Annotated in this window: 15 protein-coding genes; 9 read left to right on the plus strand and 6 right to left on the minus strand. The window is 40.4% G+C overall.

Features of this window, described 5'->3' with window-relative positions:
* Positions 1-99: 99 nt before the first annotated feature.
* From Q4567_RS01095 to Q4567_RS01110, 4 genes are all read right to left on the minus strand, one after another.
* The gene (locus tag Q4567_RS01095; protein WP_216048214.1) at positions 100-1,611 is read right to left on the minus strand and encodes a sulfatase-like hydrolase/transferase; all 1,512 of its coding nucleotides are present in this window, start codon (positions 1,609-1,611) and stop codon (positions 100-102) included.
* Positions 1,612-1,754: 143 nt separating this feature from the next.
* Complete coding sequence (locus tag Q4567_RS01100; protein ID WP_216048215.1) at positions 1,755-3,581, minus strand: alpha-L-fucosidase; 1,827 nt, start codon at positions 3,579-3,581, stop codon at positions 1,755-1,757.
* Between the two features lie 52 nt (positions 3,582-3,633).
* The gene (locus Q4567_RS01105; RefSeq protein ID WP_216048216.1) at positions 3,634-5,202 is read right to left on the minus strand and encodes a sulfatase-like hydrolase/transferase; all 1,569 of its coding nucleotides are present in this window, start codon (positions 5,200-5,202) and stop codon (positions 3,634-3,636) included.
* 5 nt (positions 5,203-5,207) lie between these two features.
* Entirely contained in the window at positions 5,208-7,640 is a 2,433-nt protein-coding gene (locus Q4567_RS01110) for a hypothetical protein (RefSeq protein WP_216048217.1), read from the minus strand.
* Between the two features lie 562 nt (positions 7,641-8,202).
* Between Q4567_RS01110 and Q4567_RS01115 the strand changes: the two genes are divergently transcribed.
* The 5 genes from Q4567_RS01115 (at position 8,203) to Q4567_RS01135 (ending at position 14,016) form a co-directional block, all read left to right on the plus strand.
* Positions 8,203-9,417 carry a putative glycoside hydrolase gene (locus tag Q4567_RS01115; protein WP_303499023.1) on the plus strand — a complete coding sequence of 405 codons (1,215 nt, stop codon included), beginning with the start codon at positions 8,203-8,205 and terminating at the stop codon, positions 9,415-9,417.
* On the plus strand, positions 9,404-10,870 hold the full coding sequence (locus Q4567_RS01120; RefSeq protein ID WP_216048219.1) for a S9 family peptidase: 1,467 nt from the start codon (positions 9,404-9,406) through the stop codon (positions 10,868-10,870). Before Q4567_RS01115 ends, Q4567_RS01120 begins: the two co-directional genes overlap by 14 nt.
* Positions 10,871-11,105: 235 nt before the next feature.
* The gene (locus tag Q4567_RS01125) at positions 11,106-11,903 is read left to right on the plus strand and encodes an IclR family transcriptional regulator (protein WP_216048220.1); all 798 of its coding nucleotides are present in this window, start codon (positions 11,106-11,108) and stop codon (positions 11,901-11,903) included.
* A 297-nt stretch (positions 11,904-12,200) separates the two neighbouring features.
* Positions 12,201-13,619: an L-fucose:H+ symporter permease gene (gene fucP, locus Q4567_RS01130; protein ID WP_303499141.1), complete on the plus strand. Its 1,419-nt coding sequence runs from the start codon at positions 12,201-12,203 to the stop codon at positions 13,617-13,619.
* A 46-nt stretch (positions 13,620-13,665) separates the two neighbouring features.
* A complete protein-coding gene (locus Q4567_RS01135; protein ID WP_303499025.1) occupies positions 13,666-14,016 on the plus strand; it encodes an L-rhamnose mutarotase in 351 nt (116 codons plus the stop codon).
* A gap of 113 nt (positions 14,017-14,129) precedes the next feature.
* On the opposite strand, the gene smrA is transcribed toward Q4567_RS01135, so the two are convergent.
* The gene (gene smrA / locus Q4567_RS01140) at positions 14,130-14,714 is read right to left on the minus strand and encodes a DNA endonuclease SmrA (RefSeq protein ID WP_216048222.1); all 585 of its coding nucleotides are present in this window, start codon (positions 14,712-14,714) and stop codon (positions 14,130-14,132) included.
* A gap of 116 nt (positions 14,715-14,830) precedes the next feature.
* On the opposite strand from smrA, the gene Q4567_RS01145 reads away from it, so the two are divergent.
* Positions 14,831-16,738, plus strand: a complete 1,908-nt coding sequence (locus Q4567_RS01145) for a M1 family metallopeptidase (protein ID WP_303499027.1) — start codon at positions 14,831-14,833, stop codon at positions 16,736-16,738.
* 75 nt (positions 16,739-16,813) lie between these two features.
* On the opposite strand, the gene Q4567_RS01150 is transcribed toward Q4567_RS01145, so the two are convergent.
* Positions 16,814-17,428 carry a MarC family protein gene (locus Q4567_RS01150; RefSeq protein ID WP_216048224.1) on the minus strand — a complete coding sequence of 205 codons (615 nt, stop codon included), beginning with the start codon at positions 17,426-17,428 and terminating at the stop codon, positions 16,814-16,816.
* Positions 17,429-17,829: 401 nt separating this feature from the next.
* Between Q4567_RS01150 and Q4567_RS01155 the strand changes: the two genes are divergently transcribed.
* The 3 genes from Q4567_RS01155 to Q4567_RS01165 all read left to right on the plus strand — a co-directional run bounded on the left by Q4567_RS01155 (position 17,830) and on the right by Q4567_RS01165 (position 22,669).
* On the plus strand, positions 17,830-19,659 hold the full coding sequence (locus Q4567_RS01155) for a sodium:proton antiporter (protein ID WP_303499030.1): 1,830 nt from the start codon (positions 17,830-17,832) through the stop codon (positions 19,657-19,659).
* 66 nt (positions 19,660-19,725) lie between these two features.
* Positions 19,726-20,337, plus strand: coding sequence for a biliverdin-producing heme oxygenase (locus Q4567_RS01160; RefSeq protein WP_216048226.1), 612 nt, complete (start codon positions 19,726-19,728; stop codon positions 20,335-20,337).
* Positions 20,330-22,669: an ATP-binding protein gene (locus tag Q4567_RS01165; RefSeq protein ID WP_303499033.1), complete on the plus strand. Its 2,340-nt coding sequence runs from the start codon at positions 20,330-20,332 to the stop codon at positions 22,667-22,669. Before Q4567_RS01160 ends, Q4567_RS01165 begins: the two co-directional genes overlap by 8 nt.
* Positions 22,670-22,679 lie beyond the last annotated feature (10 nt).

The following is a 22,679-nucleotide window of genomic DNA, read 5'->3' on the forward strand; positions in this document are numbered from 1 at the left end:
AAACTGCGCTTTTGTGAGTGTTAAAGGGGTTTATCAAGTATTTAGTAGGCATTAAACGTTCCTATCAATATATTTTGCAATTGGTGTCTACTCGCTGCATTACTGAAGAGCTTGTGCATAAAGTTGTGCCGCCTTTTTCCGCATTTCTGCTAAAGTCGATTTGTAATTTGGATCAGATACGAGGTTGTTTTGCTCATCAGGGTCATTTGCTAGCTCGTAAAGCTCCTCAATTACTGGCGAATGTTCGAAATACTCAAAATACTGATACTGTTTTGTTCGTATCCCACGGCTACGATAAGAGCGATTATTTTTTATAACTTCATTATTCTTGGCTTCAACCTGCTTTCCTTTGGTTCTTAACAGCTCCTGAATAAAAAAGTTCTCTGTCAAAACGCCTTCCCGCCATTTTTTCATGTCTTGCTTACCCTCCATGAGTGGACTTAAGTCATGACCTTTCATTACCGGCGGTATGTCTAAGCCTGCCAAAGACAAAATCGTGGGGGCAATATCTGCAGACGAAACCATGGCATCAATCCTACGACCATGGTTTTCTTTAGAGGCTCTTCCATCAAATACAATCAGTGGTTGTTTAATGGCTTCATCGTATTGAATCGCTTTGTCGTAAAGCCCACGTGAACCGTGGTAACGTCCATTGTCACTGGTGTAAATGATGATTGTGTTATCTAGTAGGTCAAGCTCTTCTAATTTAGCGACTAAACGACGAACTTGCTCATCTACACTATAACTCTGCACTGCAAAACGTCGAGCAAGTGTTTGGTAAAGTTCAGGCGTGGATGTCCGTTGCATGTGAAGGTAGGTGCTGCGGCTATAGTCTAATACTTTAGGCAACTGGTCATTTTTGCCTTCTACCCAATTAGCAGGTACCTGCATTTTCTTGTCTTTAAACAGTTCAACATGTGGACCATACATGTCAGTATCACGGTCATTCTTGACCGCATCGAAACTGACTGAAAGGCTAAAAGGTTGACCCTTCGGCTGCGTTTCTAAAAACCGGATCATTGCATCCCCTTTAATCAACGTTCGCTCTTTAGGGTTACGATCCTTACGATAGATATGAGCTAGCTTTTTATCACTTTTAGGAAAGTGAGGGCCTTTTTTACTTGTTGTTGAAATACCTGCATAAAAGTCAAAGTGGTCGGCAACGGTTTCGGGTAATGCTTCTAAGCTAACGCCAAACTTACCAACAAACCCTGTGCGATAGCCTGCTGCTTTCATCAGCGCTGGATAGCTTTGGGCAAACTCTGTTGCAGGTAATGTGCGATTATAAGGGTAGGTGAAACCTACACGATGATCTGAAAAATAACGTCCGGTGAAAATCGTTGTTCTACTTGGCATGCAAATAGCTACAGCATGATAGGCATTGTCAAAACTAACTCCTTGAGCGGCAAGCTTATCAATATTGGGAGTAATTGCATCTTTACTACCGTAGCTACCTATAGTGTCCCAACGCTGATCGTCCGTCATTAAAAACACAATATTAGGAGGAAGGTCTGTTTTAGTTGATGGGGTAGGAGTAACTGCCAATAAAGCTGTTGATTGCGAAAAAAATAATATCAAAAATGAAATATTGAAGAAATTAAATTTTTTCAAAATGAAAGCTCCTTACGTTCGTATATGTCACTACGGGATAACGCTTTTTCATTTGTTATCAGCTCAATTGTTGATCTATGTTTTCTGTCTAAAAACAAAGGCGTTAATTAAACACATCTTGTCGATGTGTAGGCCAATTAGGGTTATTTGAAAATGATCTCTACAGCAAATCCATTTTCAGCCTTTTGCCAATCACGGGCATCGATAACAAGGGCGTGATCAGTTTGTTTCCAAGATAGTTTTTGAGTACTGCCGAGTAATCTAACCGCGTCTATATGTCCGCTGCCTTTGCCCAAAGAAAGTATTTCAATGCTGTCCTGTGGCGGCATTAACGACATTGCATATACTTTGTTTTGTTTTGCCGTGAACCAAAAGTCTTGATTAGTAAATTGACGATTAAAACCGGATTTTGCGCGATGGCCGGTGCCTGACAATAAGGTTTCGTTTGCGCCCTCATAACTGGTATCCCAACGTGTTGTGCCAAAAATTGCAGCGCTATTGGTTTGTATCCATTGGCCCATTTCAGCAAGACGTTGAGCGCTTTCTGGCGGGACATTGCCTTGACCGTCGGGCCCTATATTGAGCAAATAGTTGCCACCTTTGGACAGAATATCGATAAAGTAGTAAAGCAGCTCTTTGGTGCTCTTCCAGTCGTCATCATAAAATTTAAAGCCCCAAGAATTATTGGTGGTGCCGACTGTCTCCCATTGTTTATTCATTTTCTCTGATGCAGAAGGAATAACATTGTCACCCGCATCTAGGTAGTCGCCAAATTGATAACCAACACGACGGCTCACTAACACGTTGGGATTGATATCGTATGCCAATTTATAAAAGTCAAAAGCTTGTTTTTCGGTAATAAGTCCGTCGCCATCAAACCAAATTAACCGTAGTTTTGGCAATAAGGTGAGTAATTCTTTAATTTGCGGGTAAGCTTTGTTGTTTAAGTACTCTGCATGGGTATTCAAACTAGGATCCCATAGGTTCTTACCTTGTGCATGGGTATAAATTCCTAATTTGTCGTTTTGTTTTTTAACGTTTGCGTAGTTGCCATCTGTCCCGTCAAACCAATCGTTGCCATGGGAATAGTAGATACCAAACTCGATGCCCTCTGATAGACAAGCATCATACAGCTCTTTGATTAGATCGCCCTGATACGGCGTTGCATCAACAATATCGTAATCGGACACTGCTGAGTCGTAAAGCGCAAAGCCATCGTGATGCTTAGAGGTAATAACGAGGTATTTCATGCCAGCTTTCTTGGCCAGTTGTGCGAAATTTTGCGCAAAGGATTTGTCAGGGTTAAAAGTACTCGCCAGCTGTTGATATTCTGCGCGAGGTATTCTGAAGGTCGACATTAGCCACTCTGCCACTCGAGGACCAGGGTAGGGCGAATCTTCTATACGGTTTTTTTTCCACATGCCACCTGCCTGAGAATATAACCCCCAATGAATAAACATGCCAAAGCGCGCTTCTTTAAACCAACGCAGTGCTTGTTGCTTTTCCGGTGACTGGTGCATAGTTAGCCATTCGTTATAGTATTGACCAGTGCCAATTGGGTTGGAGCGGTGGGGAACAATTCTAATTTGTTTGACTGGCAGTGTTGTTGTTAATGATAGCTGGTATTGGTTGTTAGCCTCCAAAATTACAGGGCTGCTAAACTCATATACAGAGCCCGATTCAATTTTGTATTTCCCGGTCAACACTTCGCTTTGGTTCTGGCCGTTAATGTTTAACTTACTTAAGGCCTCTTCTCCAGTATCATTAGTGACCAATTGCACGACAAATTTGCCTTTGTGTTTAGCTAAGAACGACTGATCTCGAAATTTGCTTGCTGAATTAATATCGATCACAACCCAATCTTGTCGAGTTGGATTTGATTTGTTGACAGCTAATGAGCTACATCCATTACACAACAAAACGATGCTAATGAAAGTGATACAAGTGGAGACTCTATTGAATATTGTCATGTTGATTTTGTTTACCTGAATAAATTAAATGTGAAAGCGTTTAATCTCATTATCAATAAAGTTCTTTTACTAATGTCTGTGCTCTGGTTCGATAGTACTCAAGCTGTTTTGCGTACTTGGGATCTTTAGCTAGATTGGTCAATTCATTAGGATCCGCCACTATATTAAATAACTCTTCATAAATAGGTTCTTCATTGCTAGCAAAAGACTGTTGTGGCAAATACCGCATTCTGTCTTGCTTCTTACTAAACGAACGAATGTATTTGAATTTTTTATCGCGCACGCCTTCTTGTCTTGGATAGCCTTGGTCGGTAAACAAGTTTTCAAGAAAAATATCTTGTCTCCATGACGATTCTGTTTTCGTTTCTTCTATCAGTGGAACTAAACTTTTACCTTGGTATGAAGATGGGACATCGGTGCCAGCCATATCTAAAAGCGTTGCCACTATATCTTGCCCAACCACTAAGTCATCGATGTGCTTGCCTTGGATGTCAGTGTCGAAGAAAGGAGAGTAGATAATAAGCGGGACGTGCACAGACTCGTCATACAGAATCGTTTTTCCACCAAGTCCATGCTCACCAAGTAACAAGCCGTTATCTGAAGCGAAAACGATGATAGTATTTTCATCTTCAGAGATCGTTTTTAATAGTTGACGTAGTTGTCCAACAAACTGGTCAATGGCGTATACAGCCCGCGCCATCTTTAATTTGTCATTTAACAATTTAGGTTTATTTTCAGTGACATAATATTTCATTAGGTCAGTACTGGCGTACACATCTTTAGGCAAGCTAATAGGCACAGGATAGCCCGCTGGTAGGTCAATTTGATCAACTTTATCTTGGAATAGCGTCTTATAGATAACAGGGTCGCTTTCCAATTTACCCATTGTGCCAATGCTAGAAGCATGGGGTAAATTAAAGTTAATCCACGCAGCAAAGGGCTTATTGGGATCTCTGCGGTGTATACTTCTTTTCGTCGAAGGTTCGGCATTTTCATAAAAATAATCGTAATCTTCGTTTTGCGATAAATAGGCTTGAGTCGCCTCCATTAAGCCTTCAATTTGTGTTTTGTTTTTCAAATTTGAGAAGGTTTTATGGCGTTTAAGATGAAAACCCAAATGGCCAGATGCAAAGTATGAAAAATCGATATTTTTACGTAAAGGACTGTCGTTTTTATCAGCTATTTTTGTATGGTGTTTGCCAATAAAGGCTGTGGAGTAACCCTGCTTTTTAAGCTGCATTAACCAACTATTGTTAAAAACTTCTTCAGTAATTACGTTTTTAGACATGGAATGAAAGCCAATTTTGTTTTTTCGCTCCCATTGGCCTGTAAACATGTTCGCTCTGCTGGGGCCACAAATTGGGCTGGTAATAAATGCGTTATCAAAGAAAACCCCTTCTTTAGCCAACTGATCGATGTGCTTAGTGGGCGATAGTGGATCGCCCGTCATAGTCAGAGAATTAAAACGTTGATCGTCAGTAAAAATGAAAATCACGTTTGGTTGCTTGTTTTCTTTACTAAGGGGGGTTGACGTTGTGGATTCAGCAAACGCTGGCATGTTCATTGTGAGTGTGCAGGCAAGAGATAAACACTGGAATAAGAATATTGAATTTCGACGCATGGTATTTACCTCTTGTAGTAATAGTGATGGCCAGGTAGGCGTTTGGTTTTTTCGTTTAAGCCAAACATATTCCATTCCTCAGGATTGATTGGGGTTGGCTTAATGCTTAACGCGGTGTTTTCGATGTTTGCTTTGGTTAAAATCGCGCGCTCGCCTTTGCTGAGTTTTATCTGATAAAAACCAGAATCATCACGAAACGCTTGTGTTTCGTTAGCAAGTTTACCTTGAATATAAATCTTAGGGTTATCAATGTCTGTTTGAATCACCAAAGGCTTACCAGCGAGGCTTTGTACTTCAACGAACTGGGTTATGCCTTGTTGTTTACTGGCACTAACTAAAAACGCACCTTGTGTACGAAGTTGATAAAAGGCGAGTTCCTGCCAATGCGCAGGGCTTGCTGGAAATACTCGAATTTTGCCGCCCCAACTTTGCAATAACATGTCGTGTACCGATGTAGCGTAGGATAATGGGCTCTCAATTACAGGATAGTTTCTGGATTCTGAGTACATTGTGGTGGGGGAAACATTCTGGTGCTGAATAAAATAATCGAGGTATTGATACGCTTTTACTGAATCACCTAACATCGCGTAAATCGAAGTTGCGCCAGTTGCGGTATAACCGGTTACCGGCATAGCATCTATTTTAATATTTTTATTCATTGAAGTTTCTAGCCAATGATCGACACTGGTGCGCAACAATTGCTTGTTTTCAGGTTTTTCTGGCGTGATCACCGCCAGAGGGTAAAACGGTAATAAATGTGAATAGTGACGATGGGGTTTACTAAACGGAATATCCTTACCTATTCGCAACCCATTTTCATCAATTTGGAATCCAACTATATTATCTAGGATATGTTGCCATTCGTCGGCTAGCGGATCTTGTATATCATAATTTTGGTTGAGATCGATTAGCGTTTGTAAACTCCAGCGCATCAGCCCGATTGTGAAGTTAATATCTTGACCATGGCCTGGTTTATATTCAGGGGACCAACTATGTTTTATGTGTATTGTGCCACTTTTTGAAGGGACGGGGTTTTCGTCCAAGTAATTGCGATAGCTGTTTACGGTTTTACGTAAAATCGGAAACAGTCCGTCTCGCATGCAATTATCATCTGCTAAATATTCGCAATGTAGCCAATAGTCGTGAAGTAACCAAGCCAACATATCTGGTACTTTTCGAGCGTTGTCAGAAACCATGTCTTGTGGAAATAATGCACCTACTGCAGCGCTGTCTTTCCAATCCACAGGAACGTTTTTGGTTAAATTTGTTGCGTACTTATTAATATTATTTATTAAAGAATCACCCAAAGACATTCGGTTTGCGGTGAGGTGTGTCCAGTATATTAGCTGCACGTTAAGATCGCCCCAGACCATTGGCCAGAAGGTTTTATGATACCAAGGCCCCATTAAATCAAGTAGCGGACCATTTCCCCGGTTGGCAGACGCTAGCTTGTACATTTGAATCCAATAAAATGCTTGTTTCTCAGGCTCGCTAATACTTAAATAACTTTGCGGATAATAGTTGTGCCACCACTGTTGATGTGAAGAAATAAACTGCTCGTTTTGGACCGTCTTACGTGCTTTTTGAAGGTTTTCCTTGACCGTTTGCAAACTGTTTTTTTCTGGGAAACTATGGTGAATACTCGCATATAAAGCTTGCTGGCCATCTGCTTTACCTGTGACTTCCCAGCCAGTTGTTGTTTCGCCTCTATGTTGATACAAAGGCTGAAAGCTAAACGTAAAGCCGTCCGATTCTATTTCGGTTGCTGCTGGAGGCATCGGCATAGGAGCAGTTCGCATCTCATCCCAATAGGACGACTTAGGGCCTATACCATCGTCTAAAAATGCTCGCACAGAAGGGAAGGGCACGTCTGGATGCCAACTAATGGTGATTGATTCTCCGTCTTTAGCATCCGTTTCGAAATAAATAATATCCCTTTGGCTATGGGTTAAACCTCTAACTGAATAGCTGCCTCGACTTGTACTAATTGTTCCGGTGAGTTCAGCATCCCAGAGGCTTAATCTAAGATCCACATCAGTGATCTTACCGATAGAAGTCAGTTTAAAATGGCCTAAAGGTAGTCTGCCTCTATATATCCATGGCATTTCTTTTCCGTCGTGAGGTAAACGGTGGTCATAGTAATCGTGTCGTCCAACATGCAAGGAAATGCTGTTGTCTTTATCACTTTGGGACTGATAGAACAAAAAGCCGATATTTCCGTTACCGCTAAAAGGCGCGACTGGCCAACTATCGGGTAGCCGATCCCAAACTAAATCTTGTTGCTTTAAGAACTCAGCGTAATCAACATCCAAGCTTACTTTTAAGTCCGAACTTTGTGTGGAAACGACTGAACTATTATGTACAACGCTATGTACTGAAGGAGACAGTAATAATGCGATACATGCTAATTTTATCGTTGTTAGCCAGAAAAAATTCATTTATGACAATCCTGAAGGCGTTATTTTCACGTAGAAAAACCTTAATATAGAGCTGTACAGATAAAATGGTTTTCTGCTTACTGTAGCGAACCACTCAAACCACTCAAACCACTCAAACCACTCAAACCACTCAAACCACTCAAGCCTCAGTGCATTCATCTGCAAAAACCTGAACTCATAATAGTGATACCTCATTTTAAATATAAAACAAAATATTATATGTGGAATTTATTGGAATGTTATGATTTTGTCAATTATTTGTTTTTTTGCGCTGTATTAGCACAATAAATTTTGAACACTTTAGTAGACTTAGTTCAACAACTACCTCTATATTCATAGTGATATTTCAAATATAAAATTATATTGAGTATATGAAATTAATCGTGTATGTTAATTTTTTGTTGGATAGGCTGCTTAAAAATGTGTTAATTAAGAATAGATAACCCTTAGAAGCAGTTAGGAATACCTCATCTAATCGCATCTGTGTACAAATAGTTTATTACTGATTAATAGCAAAAGGTACAGCAAACGAGATGCCGCTATGGTTTTATTAAAGGTTAAAATGAAGATTAAAACATCAACTCTAATCTGCTTTATATTAATGGCAACGTTTTTATCTGGTGCGCTTCGTGAGGCCCATGCTTCTCAATTATCAAACAATCCGTCACAGTCTCAAGTCACCAGTGCTTACCCTAACTTTAATTGGGATACTGTTCCTGTTTATGCTCATTTTGGTCGCACAAAGGGAGACCTTAGCCATGAAGAGAACCTGTTTATTGCTAGCCACTATGACTTTGTCACATTGGAAAAAGGACATGGATTAAAAAAGCATGGCAGCTCTGAAAAGGGCATTATTGCTGGGGCGAAAGCATTAAAACAGCTCAACCCGAATATGAAAGTACTGTTTTACTGGAATGGGTTACTTGATTATTCGCTGTATGACGCTCATGACACATTTTCAAAAATAAAAAACGGCGCAATTAAGACTAAAAGTGGCGAATTGGACCTCAAACGCGGACATTTGAAAAAGTATGATCTAGCCAATCCTGAAGTGCGAAGCTGGTGGATAAAAGTTGCCAACGATGCCATTCAACAGGGGCAATTAGATGGCGTCTTTATTGACGCATTACCACAGATCTCGATCAAGCCTGAGGTGAGCGCAAAAAGACTTGGCACTGCTCGCTTTAAAGCGTTAGAAGAGGGAGTCATCAAATTATTGGATGAAACTAGCGCTACCCTTGGTGCTGAAAAACTTATCATTTATAACGGTATTCGTTCTATTCCTGGAGGTTGGGAAGACGGTGGTTTACGTTATCTCAATCATGCAAATGGAGTCATAGTTGAGCATTTTGATCAGTTTCAAAGTCGTTCTAAGGAGATGATTCAACTGGACATGGAACGCATGATGCAGGCCGCGAAAACCGGAAAAATTGTCATTTTCAAAGCTTGGCCTGGATTTAATTTTACTGACAAGCAAATGATGAAAAAGCCAGAAAAAGAACTGTATGAACTGGCCAAAAAGGCCATTGATTTCCCCCTTGCCTGTTTTTTAGTCATTGCTCAGCCTTATTCTTACTTTAATTACACTTGGGGTTACCGCGATCATCATGGCGCATTGCAGTGGTATCCTGAGTTAGATCGAAAACTCGGCGCCCCCTTATCTGATGCGAAGCAAGAAGGGTGGACTTATACACGAGAGTTTGAGCATGCTTCTGTTGTCGTCAATATCGATACCAAAACCGCCAAAATTACCTGGGGTCAACATGAAGATTCATAGTCACTTTACCAGTATCAATGCCACAGACTTATGCTGGCAGATTACCAAACGAAGTGGGCGATACTTTCATCTACGCCATATTATTAATTTCATTTCCCATAAAATATTCGCAGATGATGCAGTGACGACAAGTTTTAGGAGGTTCGCAGTTGTTGTCATTTTTAGTGGTTTTTTACATGGCTGCAAGGCAATACAGCAGGAGGATACTGGCGCTAATATAAATGTAGACATGTACTTTTCCAAACTGGCTAAAGAACATGTTGCACAGGTTGTATCATCAAAGCTACGCGCTGATGGCATGCTTGAACTCTACTTAGAAGGTGAACCCTACACCGATAAAAGTGGACAACGTAAAACCACTAAAATATTTGCTCTTTATAAGTTTCCAGAACACCCACTGACAACGCCATCGGGTAAAACCCCTGGCATGGTTTTAGTGCATGGGGGAGGGGGGACAGCCTTTAAAAATTGGGTTGATAAATGGAATGATGCAGGCTTTGCGGCAATTTCTGTCGCTGTGGAAGGGCAAACTGACATTCCCGCCGATGATCTTGAAGAAGCAAAAATCAATGACACTTTGAGGTGGCAAAAACATCTAGGTTCTGGCCCTTCTAGACAAGGAATTTATGCAGATTCTGATAGACCACTGCAAGATCAATGGATGTTTCATGCTGTGTCGGCGGTAATTCGAGCTAAACACTTTTTGACCGCACAAGCGGATATTGATAAGCAACATATTGGCCTGACCGGAATATCTTGGGGCGGGGTCATTACTTCAACCGTCATGGGATTTGACGGTAGCTTCGACTTTTCTATCCCCATATATGGTTGCGGTTTTCTTGATGGGATGCAGAATCAATATCAGCAAGCCTTAATGGGAAATTCTGCATACCAAAATACATGGGAGCCCGGACATCGCATAAGCAATTATCGTCAACCTTCTCTTTGGTTGACATGGCGTGACGACAAACATTTTGCACTCGATGCGCAGGCGAGTACATATCAGCAATTAAGCGGTGATTATTCAGTGAGTATCAAGCCGGGAATTAGGCATGGACACAAGCTTGGTTGGGATCAGCCTGAATCCTATCTTTTTGCTAGACAGATTGTGCGTCAAGGCACAGTCTGGGCTAAATCGCTTTCAGTTAAACAGCTCAACTCTGGCAAAGCTCAAGCTGAATTTTCGATCAATTTAGATAACAAAGATTATCAAGTCGCTAAAGCGACAATTCACTATACAGCAGACCAAGGACATACAGGTAAAGCCTCATGGACTCAAGCTGACACTAACTTAGTGACGCCTAGTTCGATACCCGGGCAATATATTGCAACCTTTGATGCACTTCCTTTGGATGTCCGTCACTGGTTTGTTAATTTGCAGGTGTTGGTCACTGATGAAAATCATAAGGAAAATCAGACATACACAGTAAGCAGTGAACTATTTTCAAATTAACTCAAAGTTGATTTTGTTTTAAAAGGTCAGACTCTACGGGTTTTGAAATCTACTCTATTCAACAAAATTGATAGTTTATAATCAAAGGGAATGTAGCTATTAATCTAACGAGTCTGACGCCTAGTTAGTTAAATAAGCAATAATAACGTTTGCAAAAAACAGACTTGTTCTTACAAAAAATGTAAAGCATTATGCTGCAGAACAAATATTACCAAGGGTTAAACAGGGAACAAAAATGACAAAAGCGACTGACAAATCAGAAAACTCTAAACGCAAAACTTACAGTGCCCCAGCACTTGAGAAAGGGTTAGATATTCTGGAGCTGCTAGCCAATCAAGCTGAAGGCATGAACATTGGTGAGATTACCAAAACGCTAAATAGATCAGTCGGCGAGTTATTTAGGATGTTAGTGGTGTTGGAACAACGTGGTTATGTTTCACTTCAACCGGGCAGTGACAGGTACATGCTAACCTTAAAAATGTTTGGTTTAGCCCATCGCTTCCCGCCCGTTAAACGCTTGACCAGTGTTGCGACTCCGGTGTTACAACGCTTGTCCTACGCGATAGAGCAATCTTGCCATTTAGTCATATATTATGAAGGTAAAGGGCACGTAGTCGTACAGCAGGATTCACCATCAGAAAGGGTATTTAGTGTGCGTTTGGGCGCTGAAGCACCTTTAATGAACACCTGTTCAGGACACTTGTTGTTGGCATTTGCAGACCAACATACTCGCGAACAAATGTTAAGTCGTATTCCTGCACATCACTCTACTGATCTTGACTTTAATTTGGATAAAATGGTTAGAAAAGTTCTGAGTCAAGGTTACGAATGTATCCATAGTGCGCAAGCACAGGGGATTCAAGATATCGGTTATCCAGTTTTTGATTATCAAGATCAAGCAGTAGCCGCGTTAATTGTCCCTTTCTTTGAGTATCTGGATGGGTCACATCAAACTAATATCGACGACGCCCATAAATTGATCAAACAGGCAGCGCTTGAGATATCCACCGCGTTAGGATTTGATGCTTCCTAACTATTTGCGAAGCACCTAATTGGCTTTTGTCATTATAAATTTATTCGAAAGTACAACTGTAAATTAAGTTTGCATATGAAATTATGTTTTAAATGTAAAATAATTCTTGCCCTTGTTATCGCTTTGTGAGAATCTTTGATTGATTTTGTAAAAGCGTGAATTCGCTTTTGTTTACAAAAAGATTTGTCTTGGGTTAGATGCAAAACCAATAATTTGCATCACCTGAGTCGATGAATTTTAGAGGCAACTCAATCACTGTCTGTCATTTAAATTAATTAAGTTGGAAAGAATATGACATTGCAAGTCGAAGCAGTTAGTGCACAACAAGCGTCAAAACAGAAATCCACATCTCATCCGCGCATAATCGGTGAAGGCATGTTAGTGCCTTTTATCCTTGTAGCGATGCTTTTCCCATTATGGGGTTTTGCCAATGACGTAACCAATCCGCTTGTAAAAGCTTTTAAAGATATTTTTCTAATCACCAATGCACAAAGTAGTATGGTGCAATTTGCCTTTTACCTTGGCTACGGCATCATGGCTGTTCCGGCTGCGATATTTATTCGTAAATATTCTTATAAATCAGGTATTTTGTTGGGGCTTGCGCTTTACGCCGTGGGCGCTCTATTATTTATTCCCGCCAGTGTCCAGCAAGAATTCAATTTCTTTCTTGCAGCACTATGTATTTTGACTTGTGGTTTAGCGTTGTTAGAAACCACTGCAAATCCCTATATTTTGTCTATGGGTGATCCGGCAACAGCTACTCGTCGTCTTAATTTAGCTCAGGCATTTAATCCAATTGGTTCGTTAACCGGTATGTTTGTCGCATCCACGGTTATCTTAAATAAATTGCAGGTAGAAGAATTCCGCGCCGCAGAGCGTGCGGAGCATCCAGAATATGCTGAGATGCTGCCTAGCGTTGTTGACGGCAAATTGACTGCCGCGTTAAGTGAATTTGCGCAAAACCAGCCTGTCGCCCATCAAGCAATGCAATCGGCTGATTTGATCACCGTAAGAGGCCCTTACATCGCTATAGCTGTGGTGGTAGGAATTTTGTTTTTAGTGTTTCTATTTAGCAAATTACCACGCACGATTTCCCATGATAAACCATTAACTCTAAAAGAATTAGGCGCAACCTTTGGGCGCTTATTCACTAATGGTCGTTACATTGAGGGAGTGATAGCACAGGCCTTTTATGTGGGGGCACAAATCATGTGTTGGACATTTATTATCCACTATGGCATGACCGCTGTAGGCCTCACTGCATCGGAGGCGCAAGGTTACAACATTGTGGCAATGTCACTGTTTCTAATTAGTCGTTTTGTATGTACTTTTTTATTAGGGTTTATTCGTCCTGGTCCGCTGCTGATGTTGTTAGCATTAGGCGGTATTACATTGTCTTTGGGTACGATATTTTTAGGCGGAATGTTAGGGTTATGGTGCTTGATTGGTATTTCAGTTTGTATGTCACTGATGTTCCCCACGATTTACGGTATTGCTCTAAAAGATTTAGGCGATGATGCCAGTTTGGGTTCTGCTGGTTTAGTTATGGCCATTGTTGGCGGTGCATTAATGCCTCCTTTGCAAGCAGCGATGATTGATGCAGCGCCTATTATTGGTGACATTCCGTCAGTAAAAACCTCCTTTTTATTACCTTTGCTATGTTTTGTGGTGATTAGCCTATTTGGTTATCGCGCACATCACGTATACAAAGTTTAAAAGATAAAAAACATTTATAGCCATTGTGCGAAAGGGGAACCGACCTATGGATAATCAGCGTTATTGTCTTCGTCTTGAATTGCAAGACGATGATGAATTGATTCGCTTATACGAGCAATATCATCAGCCCGGTGCAGTGTGGCCAGAGGTACTTGAGAGTATCCGCGCTTCTGGCATTGAAAATATGCAAATTTTTCGACTTGATACGCATTTAGTGATGGTGTTGGACGTTAAGCCTGGCTTTAGTTTTGAAACTAAAGCTAAGTTAGACAGTGAAAATCCTAAAGTGCAGGAATGGGAAAGGCTGATGGAACGTTTCCAGAAAGTCGACAGCCAGCAGCAAAACGCTAAATGGCAACCTATGCAAAACATATTTGATCTGCAAAAAAATGGCTGATTAATTGTGACCTTACTCAGCTAAGGTAGCCTTTGCCTACCTTAGCTTTACTTTACTACTGTATCTTGTACACACCCTTCGCAAAACATCATCAAACTCGGCTTGTTAACCGGCTATTTTTTACGATGTAATTCTCGATTAGTGGCTTTGTCTGTTTCACTCTTTTTCAGCAGCACATACACGGATGCTGAACCGCCATGGTGTTTTTGCGCCGTATGAAAGGCCAAAACTTGCGGCATTTGCTGTAACCATTTGTACACATAACTTTTTAGAAATGCAGGGAAAGGCTGACTATTCAAACCTATTCCATGTTTTACTAATAACGTTCTAATACCCTTTTGTTGGGATTGCAGAACTGTTTCAAACAGTGCTTGTCTAGCTTGTTCAAATTTATACTGCTGCATATTAAGGGTCGCGTCGATCTTGTATTTGCCTAAACGTAAATTTTTAAATACACCTTCTTGAACTCCCGACTTTTTGTAAATAAGGTGATCGTAGGGGTCTAAAGGTTCTACGTACTCGGTACTTAAATGATTTTGCGCTAAATTTAACTCTCTTTGCAAAGCCTCTCGTTTTAAGCTTTGTGCGAGGGTTGGCTTGGTTTTCAAGGTGGTTACTGTATCTTGTTTAGGGAGGGGCTTAACATCTTGCATCGCATCCAAAAACGTCGAAATATCTTGTTCATTTTGTTTAGCCATAACTCCCCCTGTCGACAATTAATGTTTCACTTAACCTAGCTTTAAATTAACGGCTATGCTTTCGGTTCTAACTAGTTTTATGTCACAATTAGCTAAAAAGTTCACTAGGAAAATAAATGAAAAGTATTCGTTATCTTGCATTTTTATGGATATCTACTTTGCTGGCATGTTCAAATCCTGAACAACCCGCTGAAATCAAAGCACCACAAACACCACAGAAAACACCACAGCAAACATCAAAACAAACGCAAATAGACCATGCTAAAGATTATCATTCTTTTGCTAATCCGGATGTTGTGAAAGTTTCACACATCGATTTAGATTTGACCGCAGATTTTGACAAAAAACAATTGATAGGCACGGCAACGCTTACTTATCAAAAAGTTGATGAGCAAGGGAAAACCCTGATTTTGGATACTCGGGGATTAACCATTTTGGAGGTGACTTCAGGAAATACACCGGTTGCCTTTGAGCTTCAAAAAGAAGTTCCAAATCTGGGCTCAGCGCTGCACATTACGTTGCCCGAACAAGGTAATCAAGTCAGCATAAGTTACCACACCTCAAAAGATGCGTCAGGCGCTCAGTGGTTAACACCAGAACAAACTGCCGGTAAACAGTATCCATTTCTATTTACCCAAGCACAGGCTGTTCATGCTCGTAGTTTCATTCCATTACAAGACTCACCACAGGTGAGAGTGACCTATACAGCCACTATTCGCACACCTAAAGAATTGCTCGCGGTAATGAGTGCTGCAAATGATCCTGTTACACCCCGAGACGGCGTTTATGAATTTAATATGCCGCAACCTATACCGTCTTATTTAATCGCATTGGCAATAGGTGACCTTCATTTCAAAGCCATGGGCGAGCGCACAGGTGTTTACGCCGAGCCATCAATCCTTGATGCCGCGGCGAGTGAGTTCGAAGACACCGAAAGTATGTTAGAAGCGACTGAAAAGACCTATGGGCCCTATAGTTGGGATCGTTACGATTTATTGATTTTACCGCCGTCATTCCCTTTTGGTGGAATGGAGAATCCGCGTTTATCCTTTATAACACCGACAGTTATTGCTGGAGACAAAAGTCTAGTGTCTCTAATTGCTCATGAGCTTGCGCACAGTTGGTCTGGCAATACAGTGACGAATGCGACTTGGCGGGATCTATGGTTAAACGAAGGTTTTACGACTTATTTAACCTATCGGATTATGGAAATGATCTACGGAATAGACCGCTACAATATGGAAGCGGTTTTGGGATACCAAGACTTACAAGCCGATATTGCTGCGTTACCTGAAAATGATGAAATTCTGGCGATTGATTTACGAGGACGTAATCCTGATGACGTATTTTCAAATATTCCTTACGAAAAGGGCGCTTTATTTCTTCGCGAAATCGAACAAAAAGTAGGGCGAGATAATTTCGATAAGTTTCTACTTGAATATTTTAATCATTTTGCGTTCAAAAGTATTACAACCGATCAATTTGTGAGCTATTTGGATCAAACGTTACTGACTACTTACGCAGATGTTTTAGACAAAGAGCGTATTCATCAATGGATTTTTGAACCGGGTATTCCAGATGGAGCACCCATGCCAGAATCAGATGCATTTAGTAAAGTTGATACAGTACGTGATGCTTGGTTAGAGGGAAGTTTAAGCGCTAAACAGATTAATACTCAAGATTGGACTGTTCATCAATGGCTGTACTTTTTAAATAATATGCCACAGAAGCTAAACGATATGCAGTTGGTTGAACTTGATAGTACCTTCCAATTAACGGCGAGTAAGAACAATGAAATTGCTCACAGCTGGTTATTAATCGCAGTGAAAAATGAATATAAACCTGCCTATGAGAGACTCTATAGTTATTTGGTCGGAATTGGTCGCAATAAGTTAGTCAAACCTTTGTATCGAGAGTTAGCTAAAACTGCAGAAGGTAAAGCATTTGCCAAACGCGCATTTGAAGAGGCTAAGCCTGGTTATCATCCATTGACAGTGCATGCTAATCAGGGATTTGTTGAATAACAAAGGGCAGCAGTGAAGTTGTTTTAAATAAAAAGGGAGCTGATAAGGCTCCCTTTTTGATCTTTATTTAGTTACTTAAGAGAAACTACTAATCCACTTCTCAATAGATAATGCTTCAATCACAAACTCAACAGAAAGTGCGGCTAAAATCATCCCCATAATGCGGGTAAGAATAGAGGCTCCACCAGAGCCGATAATGCGTATGATTTTTCCAGACAGCAGCAACAATACAAGGGTGATAAGCAATACACTTAACATCACCAAAGCGGTAGTAATTTGTTCTTCAATAGGATGAGTATAATTATCGGTTAATAGGATAACCGCTAAAATTGCTCCTGGAGAGGCAGTAGCTGGAATCGCCAAAGGGAACACGGCCATATCATGATCTTTATCCATTTCTTTACGGCTTGAATTATCATCAAAAATCATTTTAATTCCAAACAGAAATAAAATGATGCCGCCGGCCACTTTAAAAGACAACAGACTAATTCCCATTGCCGTTAGGATGATTTGACCAACTACAATTGCTCCCAAAAGTACCAAGCTGGAATAAATTATTGTTTTGAATGCTGTTTTACGGCGCTCTGCTGGCGTAAGGCTACTGGTTAACCCAGCAAAAAGCGCCATAGTGCCTATTGGGTCAACAGTTGCCCAAATAATTAAAAAGTCATTTATTGTTTGTTCCATCATGCTGTATTTACTTCTCGGTCAAAATATCGAATGTTGATCGCATCAAACCTGATAGTTTGATCATCGGTTAAAAAATGGGGTCAAAAAGGCTATTTCAAGGCAGGTATTATGCTTGAGTTCTTGATAGCAAAATCTTACAAACTAATTTCCAACTAGAACTTAAGCGCAATTGTAAACTTTTTTGCCTCACTTTTCGTAAATTAATTGGTCATCGGTTGGATTGTATCGAAGCTGAGTAACCTGTATAAATGCTACTTACCATTTGTTATTGTTTAAATGGGATTTGTTGATTCATTTACAACTATATCTGTTCGTCATTTAGTTAAAAAATGCTTAATACTGGCATTAAAAGCTATTAAGAAAATTATTGGAAAGTTTAACTAAGATATTAAGGAAAGTACTTGATTGATATTACTGCTGGACTGGTTTTGGTTGGATTGTTATCCATTTTTTGTCAATATTTTGCCTATCGCATAAAACTACCCGCAATCTTACCTCTGTTAATTGTTGGGATTATAGTTGGCCCCGTTACCGGTGTGATTAATGCCGATCAAATCTTTGGTGACTTATTGTTTCCTGTGGTGTCGTTGTCTGTCGCGATTATTCTCTTTGAAGGTGCGTTAACACTAAGGTTTGACGATTTACGCGGACACGGTTCGATGGTTCGAAATTTGTGTACATCAGGAGCGGTTTTGACCTGGTGTTTAGTGGCTGTGATCACTCATCTAGTTTTAGATATGTCTTGGGAAATGGCATTTCTATTTGGTGCAATTGTTACCGTGACTGGACCAACCGTTATTGTTCCCATGCTGCGTACCGTCAGACCAAGCAATAAATTAGCAAATATTCTGCGCTGGGAAGGGATTATTATTGATCCTATAGGCGCCTTGTTAGCAGTCTTGGTATACGAATATATTATTTCTACGCAGGATGCGCTGAGTCACACTCTATGGGCATTTAGCATAACAGTAGGGATAGGTCTTGGTGTTGGCGCTGTAATGGGGTATTTGCTCGGACTTGCCCTGAGACGAAATCTCATTCCTCATTATTTACGCAATACCGCTGTGCTTACCTTGATGTTAGGCGCATTTGCCGGTTCAAACATGATGGCTCACGAGTCTGGATTACTCACTGTGACAATTATGGGGATGTGGTTGGCTAATATGCGCGATGTTGATGTCGATGACATACTAGAATTTAAAGAAACCTTAAGTGTACTGTTAATTTCTGGCTTGTTTATCTTATTGGCCTCGAGGATTCAGTTGGATTCCATTCTCAATGTAGGCTGGGGCGCGATCATTGTTTTATTGGCAATAATGTTTGTTGTCAGGCCAATTTCGGTGATGGTTTCTTCCTTGAAAACAGGTTTAAATTGGCGCGAGCAAGCATTCTTAAGTTGGGTTGCACCCAGAGGAATTGTTGCTGCGGCAGTATCTGCTTTGTTTTCATTGAAGTTAGAGGCGCTTAATTATGCGCATATTGAAGTACTAGTACCTTTAGTTTTTCTCGTGATCATTTCTACCGTTGTGGTGCAGAGTTTAACCGCCGTTCACGTGGCCCAATGGCTTGGCATTCGTGCCCCTAAACCAAATGGGTATTTGATCTTTGGAGGGGGTGAATTTTGTAGAATGTTTGCCAAAGAACTGATGGATAATGATGTAAATGTGTGTGTAGCCGATACAAACTGGGACTCTATTCGGTCCGCTAGAATGCTGAATATTCCCACTTACTTTGGTAATCCAATGTCTGAACATGCTTCACGGACCTTGGATTTCACCCTATTTGGCAGAGTGCTGGTCATGTCGCCTTACCGCCAATTAAATCCTATGGTGACCTTTCATTTCGAAGATGAAATGGGGAAAGGAACTGTATTAGGTTTAAGTAATAATGAGCAACAACAAAGACCTAGCCATCAAGTATCAGAATCCTATGCGAAAAAATTGGGATTATTTTCGGACGGAATTACCTATGGAAAGTTAGCAAGTTGGGTGGCCAAAGGTGCCAAAATCAAAACAACTCGGTTAACGGAAAGTTTTTCCATGGAAGATTATTTGCAAGAATACGAAGGTAATTTATTGCTTTTGTGCGCATTTGATAGTCACAATAAATTACGCATGATTACGAACAAAAAATCGTTAGAACCTAAAGCTGGGTGGCGAATAATGAGCTTAGTGATCCCCAAACAAATAGAATCAGAAACGGCTGTTAAATCTAAGGATGATAAGTCATAAAGATGGTGAGAAATTTATATATTACCCTGAAAAATTCCATCATTTTGCTAGTTACGTACTCACAAAATGAATAACCGAATTAATAACCCAAGTATGGATATTGGTGTATTTGTAAAAACTGAAACAGCGGAACTTCATCGTTCAGTAGAAAGTGATTTGTCTAGGTTTCTATTTCTTAGAAACCTGAGCTGCAATACCTATTTGCAAATTCTACAGGCATTTTATGCAAGTTATGCGGCAATGGAAAATGTGCTTCGTGACTACCCAGAGACTAACGAGTTAATCGCGGGCAGAAGCAAGTTGCAATGGTTACAAAATGATATTGAATATTTGTCGTCACAGTTGCAAACCATTCCCGCCATTGTTAATCAAAACATCGAAATTGTTGCCTCCAGCAGTGCTGAGGCGATGGGAATGTTATATGTCATGGAAGGAGCTACCTTGGGGGGAGCGCATATTGAACTACGGTTGAATAAACATGATTGGCTTAGTGAATCTGCAGGTCTGTCATTTTTCAAAAGTTACGGTGATTTTCGTTTAGCAAAGTGGCGCGAGTTTAGCGAAGCGCTCAAAATGTTCCATCAACAAAATGTTTTGAGTGAGTTGGATATTCAAAAAGGTGCGCAAAAAGCGTTTCATTGTATCCAAAGCTGCTTAAGGGGAGCGCTTAATGAATGAGCAATTCGATGTAACCATAGATAATTGTCATAAAGAACCAATTCATATACCTGGCTCAATACAGCCTCATGGTTACCTGCTAGTGGTGCATCCTGAGACTTTTCGTGTGCATTACGTTAGTGAAAATATGGCAGAGTTGACAGCTATTCCGTTGACCGAATTGGTTTCAATACCACTAGATAAGTTGCTGGACAACGACTTTGTAGAGCTTCTAAAGAAACTGGAGTTCGAGCATGGATTCAGTGAGATCAATCCTCAACGTGTAAGCCTTCTTACTCAACAATCTAGCGCGCAAAAATTTAATGCGGTGATGAGCATTAATGAGCGATTTCTAATTATTGAATTAGAACCTAAAATTAATGAGGATGCTGTCTCGTTTAATCCAGTAAAGAACTTGATTAATTTGTCACTCAATAACTTGATGGTAACCCACGATATTGAGAGTGTATTCGAGCATGCAGTCGATCAAATACGAGATATCACAGGTTTTGATAGAGTGATGCTGTATAAGTTTGATCAAGATTATAACGGTGAAGTGGTTGCAGAATCCAAAGTAGACTCGTTAAATTCATTTTTAAAACAACATTTCCCTGAATCTGACATCCCTAAACAGGCTAGAGAACTTTATATAAAAAATCCAATTCGCTTACTAGCAGATGTGGATGCGATTCAATCGCCGCTCTATCCTCAAGACCAACCTGTGGATCTTGGGCAAGTGGTGCTAAGAAGTGTTTCTCCGATACATTGTCAGTATCTTCGTAATATGGGCGTAAAGTCGTCGATGTCCATTAGCTTAATTGTTTCTGGCAAGTTATGGGGGCTAATCGCATGTCATCACTATTCACCTCACGTTGTTAATTTTGAAACCCGCGAAGTGGCGCTTTATTTTGGTTTAATGCTGTCATATATCATTTCCTTAAAAGTGCAGGCGGACGCCGAGCATCGAGATTCAGTCGTACGTTCGCTAAACGCCTCAATTACTGAAAAAATGGCGGAACATATTTTCTTTACGGACGGGTTGCGTGAAGAGTCAAAAAATTTAAAACGAATGATGAATTCAACCGGTGTAGCTTGGCGTTTAGAAGATAAAACCGAGTGTTTCGGGGTAACACCTCCTACTGAGCGTATTGAAGCACTTTATGAGTGGGCGACGTCTAATAAATTAATCAACGATACCATTTATTACACTAACACATTGAGTAAAGACTACCCCGAATTTGCAGATATCAGCGATATTGCCAGCGGTGTTTTTATTCTGTCAGTTTCCTCAGTCAGTAATCTATTTATTATTTGGTTTAGAAAAGAAGTAGAACAAACCAAAGATTGGGGAGGAAAACCAGAAAAAATGATTGAATTTCTCGATGACGGTAGTCACCGTCTGATGCCACGCAGTTCATTTAGGTTGTGGCGCGAGAATGTGAAAAATCAAGCGCTGGCATGGGAACCCATAGAGTTGTCTTGTGCGCTAAAATTTAGAAATACTGTGGTTAATTATGTGCTGTCTAAATCGGAACGTTTAGAGCAAATAAACGAAACCTTGGAACAGAAAGTGGCGGCGCGGACAGAGCAGCTCAGAATAGAAATTGCAAACAAAGAGCGAGCTCAACTCGAACTTGTGGAAGCACTCTCGAAATCTGAAGAATCTAACCGAGAACTAGAGCGTTTCGCTTTTGTTGCTTCCCATGACTTACAAGAACCTTTGCGAAAGATTCAATCATTTGGTGGACGAATTGAATATTCGGAGTCAACATTAAGTGATAAAGGCAAAGTTTATCTCGAAAAAATGATGACTTCAGCGCAAAGAATGCAAACGTTGATAAAAGGTATTCTGAGCTTTTCGCGTATTCATCGTGCCAATGATGGATTCATTAATTTGAGTTTTGATCAGTTAATTCAAGAGGTTATTCTTGATTTGGAAATGTTAATCGCGGAAAAAGACGTGATTATCAATACCGCTCACATTGGCGAAGTTTATGGTGACCAAAATCAATTACGTCGTGTGGTACAAAACATAATTCAAAATTCCATCAAATTTACTTCACAAGGAACACAGCCAAAAATTGATATTGATGTCACCCATAAAGATGAAAAATTTGTGACTATTGCGTTCAAAGATAATGGGGTAGGTTTCGATGGTATTCATATGCAAAAGATATTCGGTTTGTTTGAACGGCTTCATGGTAAGTCAGAGTATGAAGGCACAGGCTTGGGATTAGCTATCTGTAAAAAGATATTGAGCCGTCATGGCGGTAAAATTTGGGCAGATTCAGAACTTGGAAAAGGCGCTACATTTTTCATAACCGTGCCTCTTATTGACCCTAAAATTAACTAGTGTACGTTAT

The organism is Aliiglaciecola sp. 2_MG-2023, from assembly GCF_030548145.1.
Classification (GTDB): domain Bacteria; phylum Pseudomonadota; class Gammaproteobacteria; order Enterobacterales; family Alteromonadaceae; genus Aliiglaciecola; species Aliiglaciecola lipolytica_A.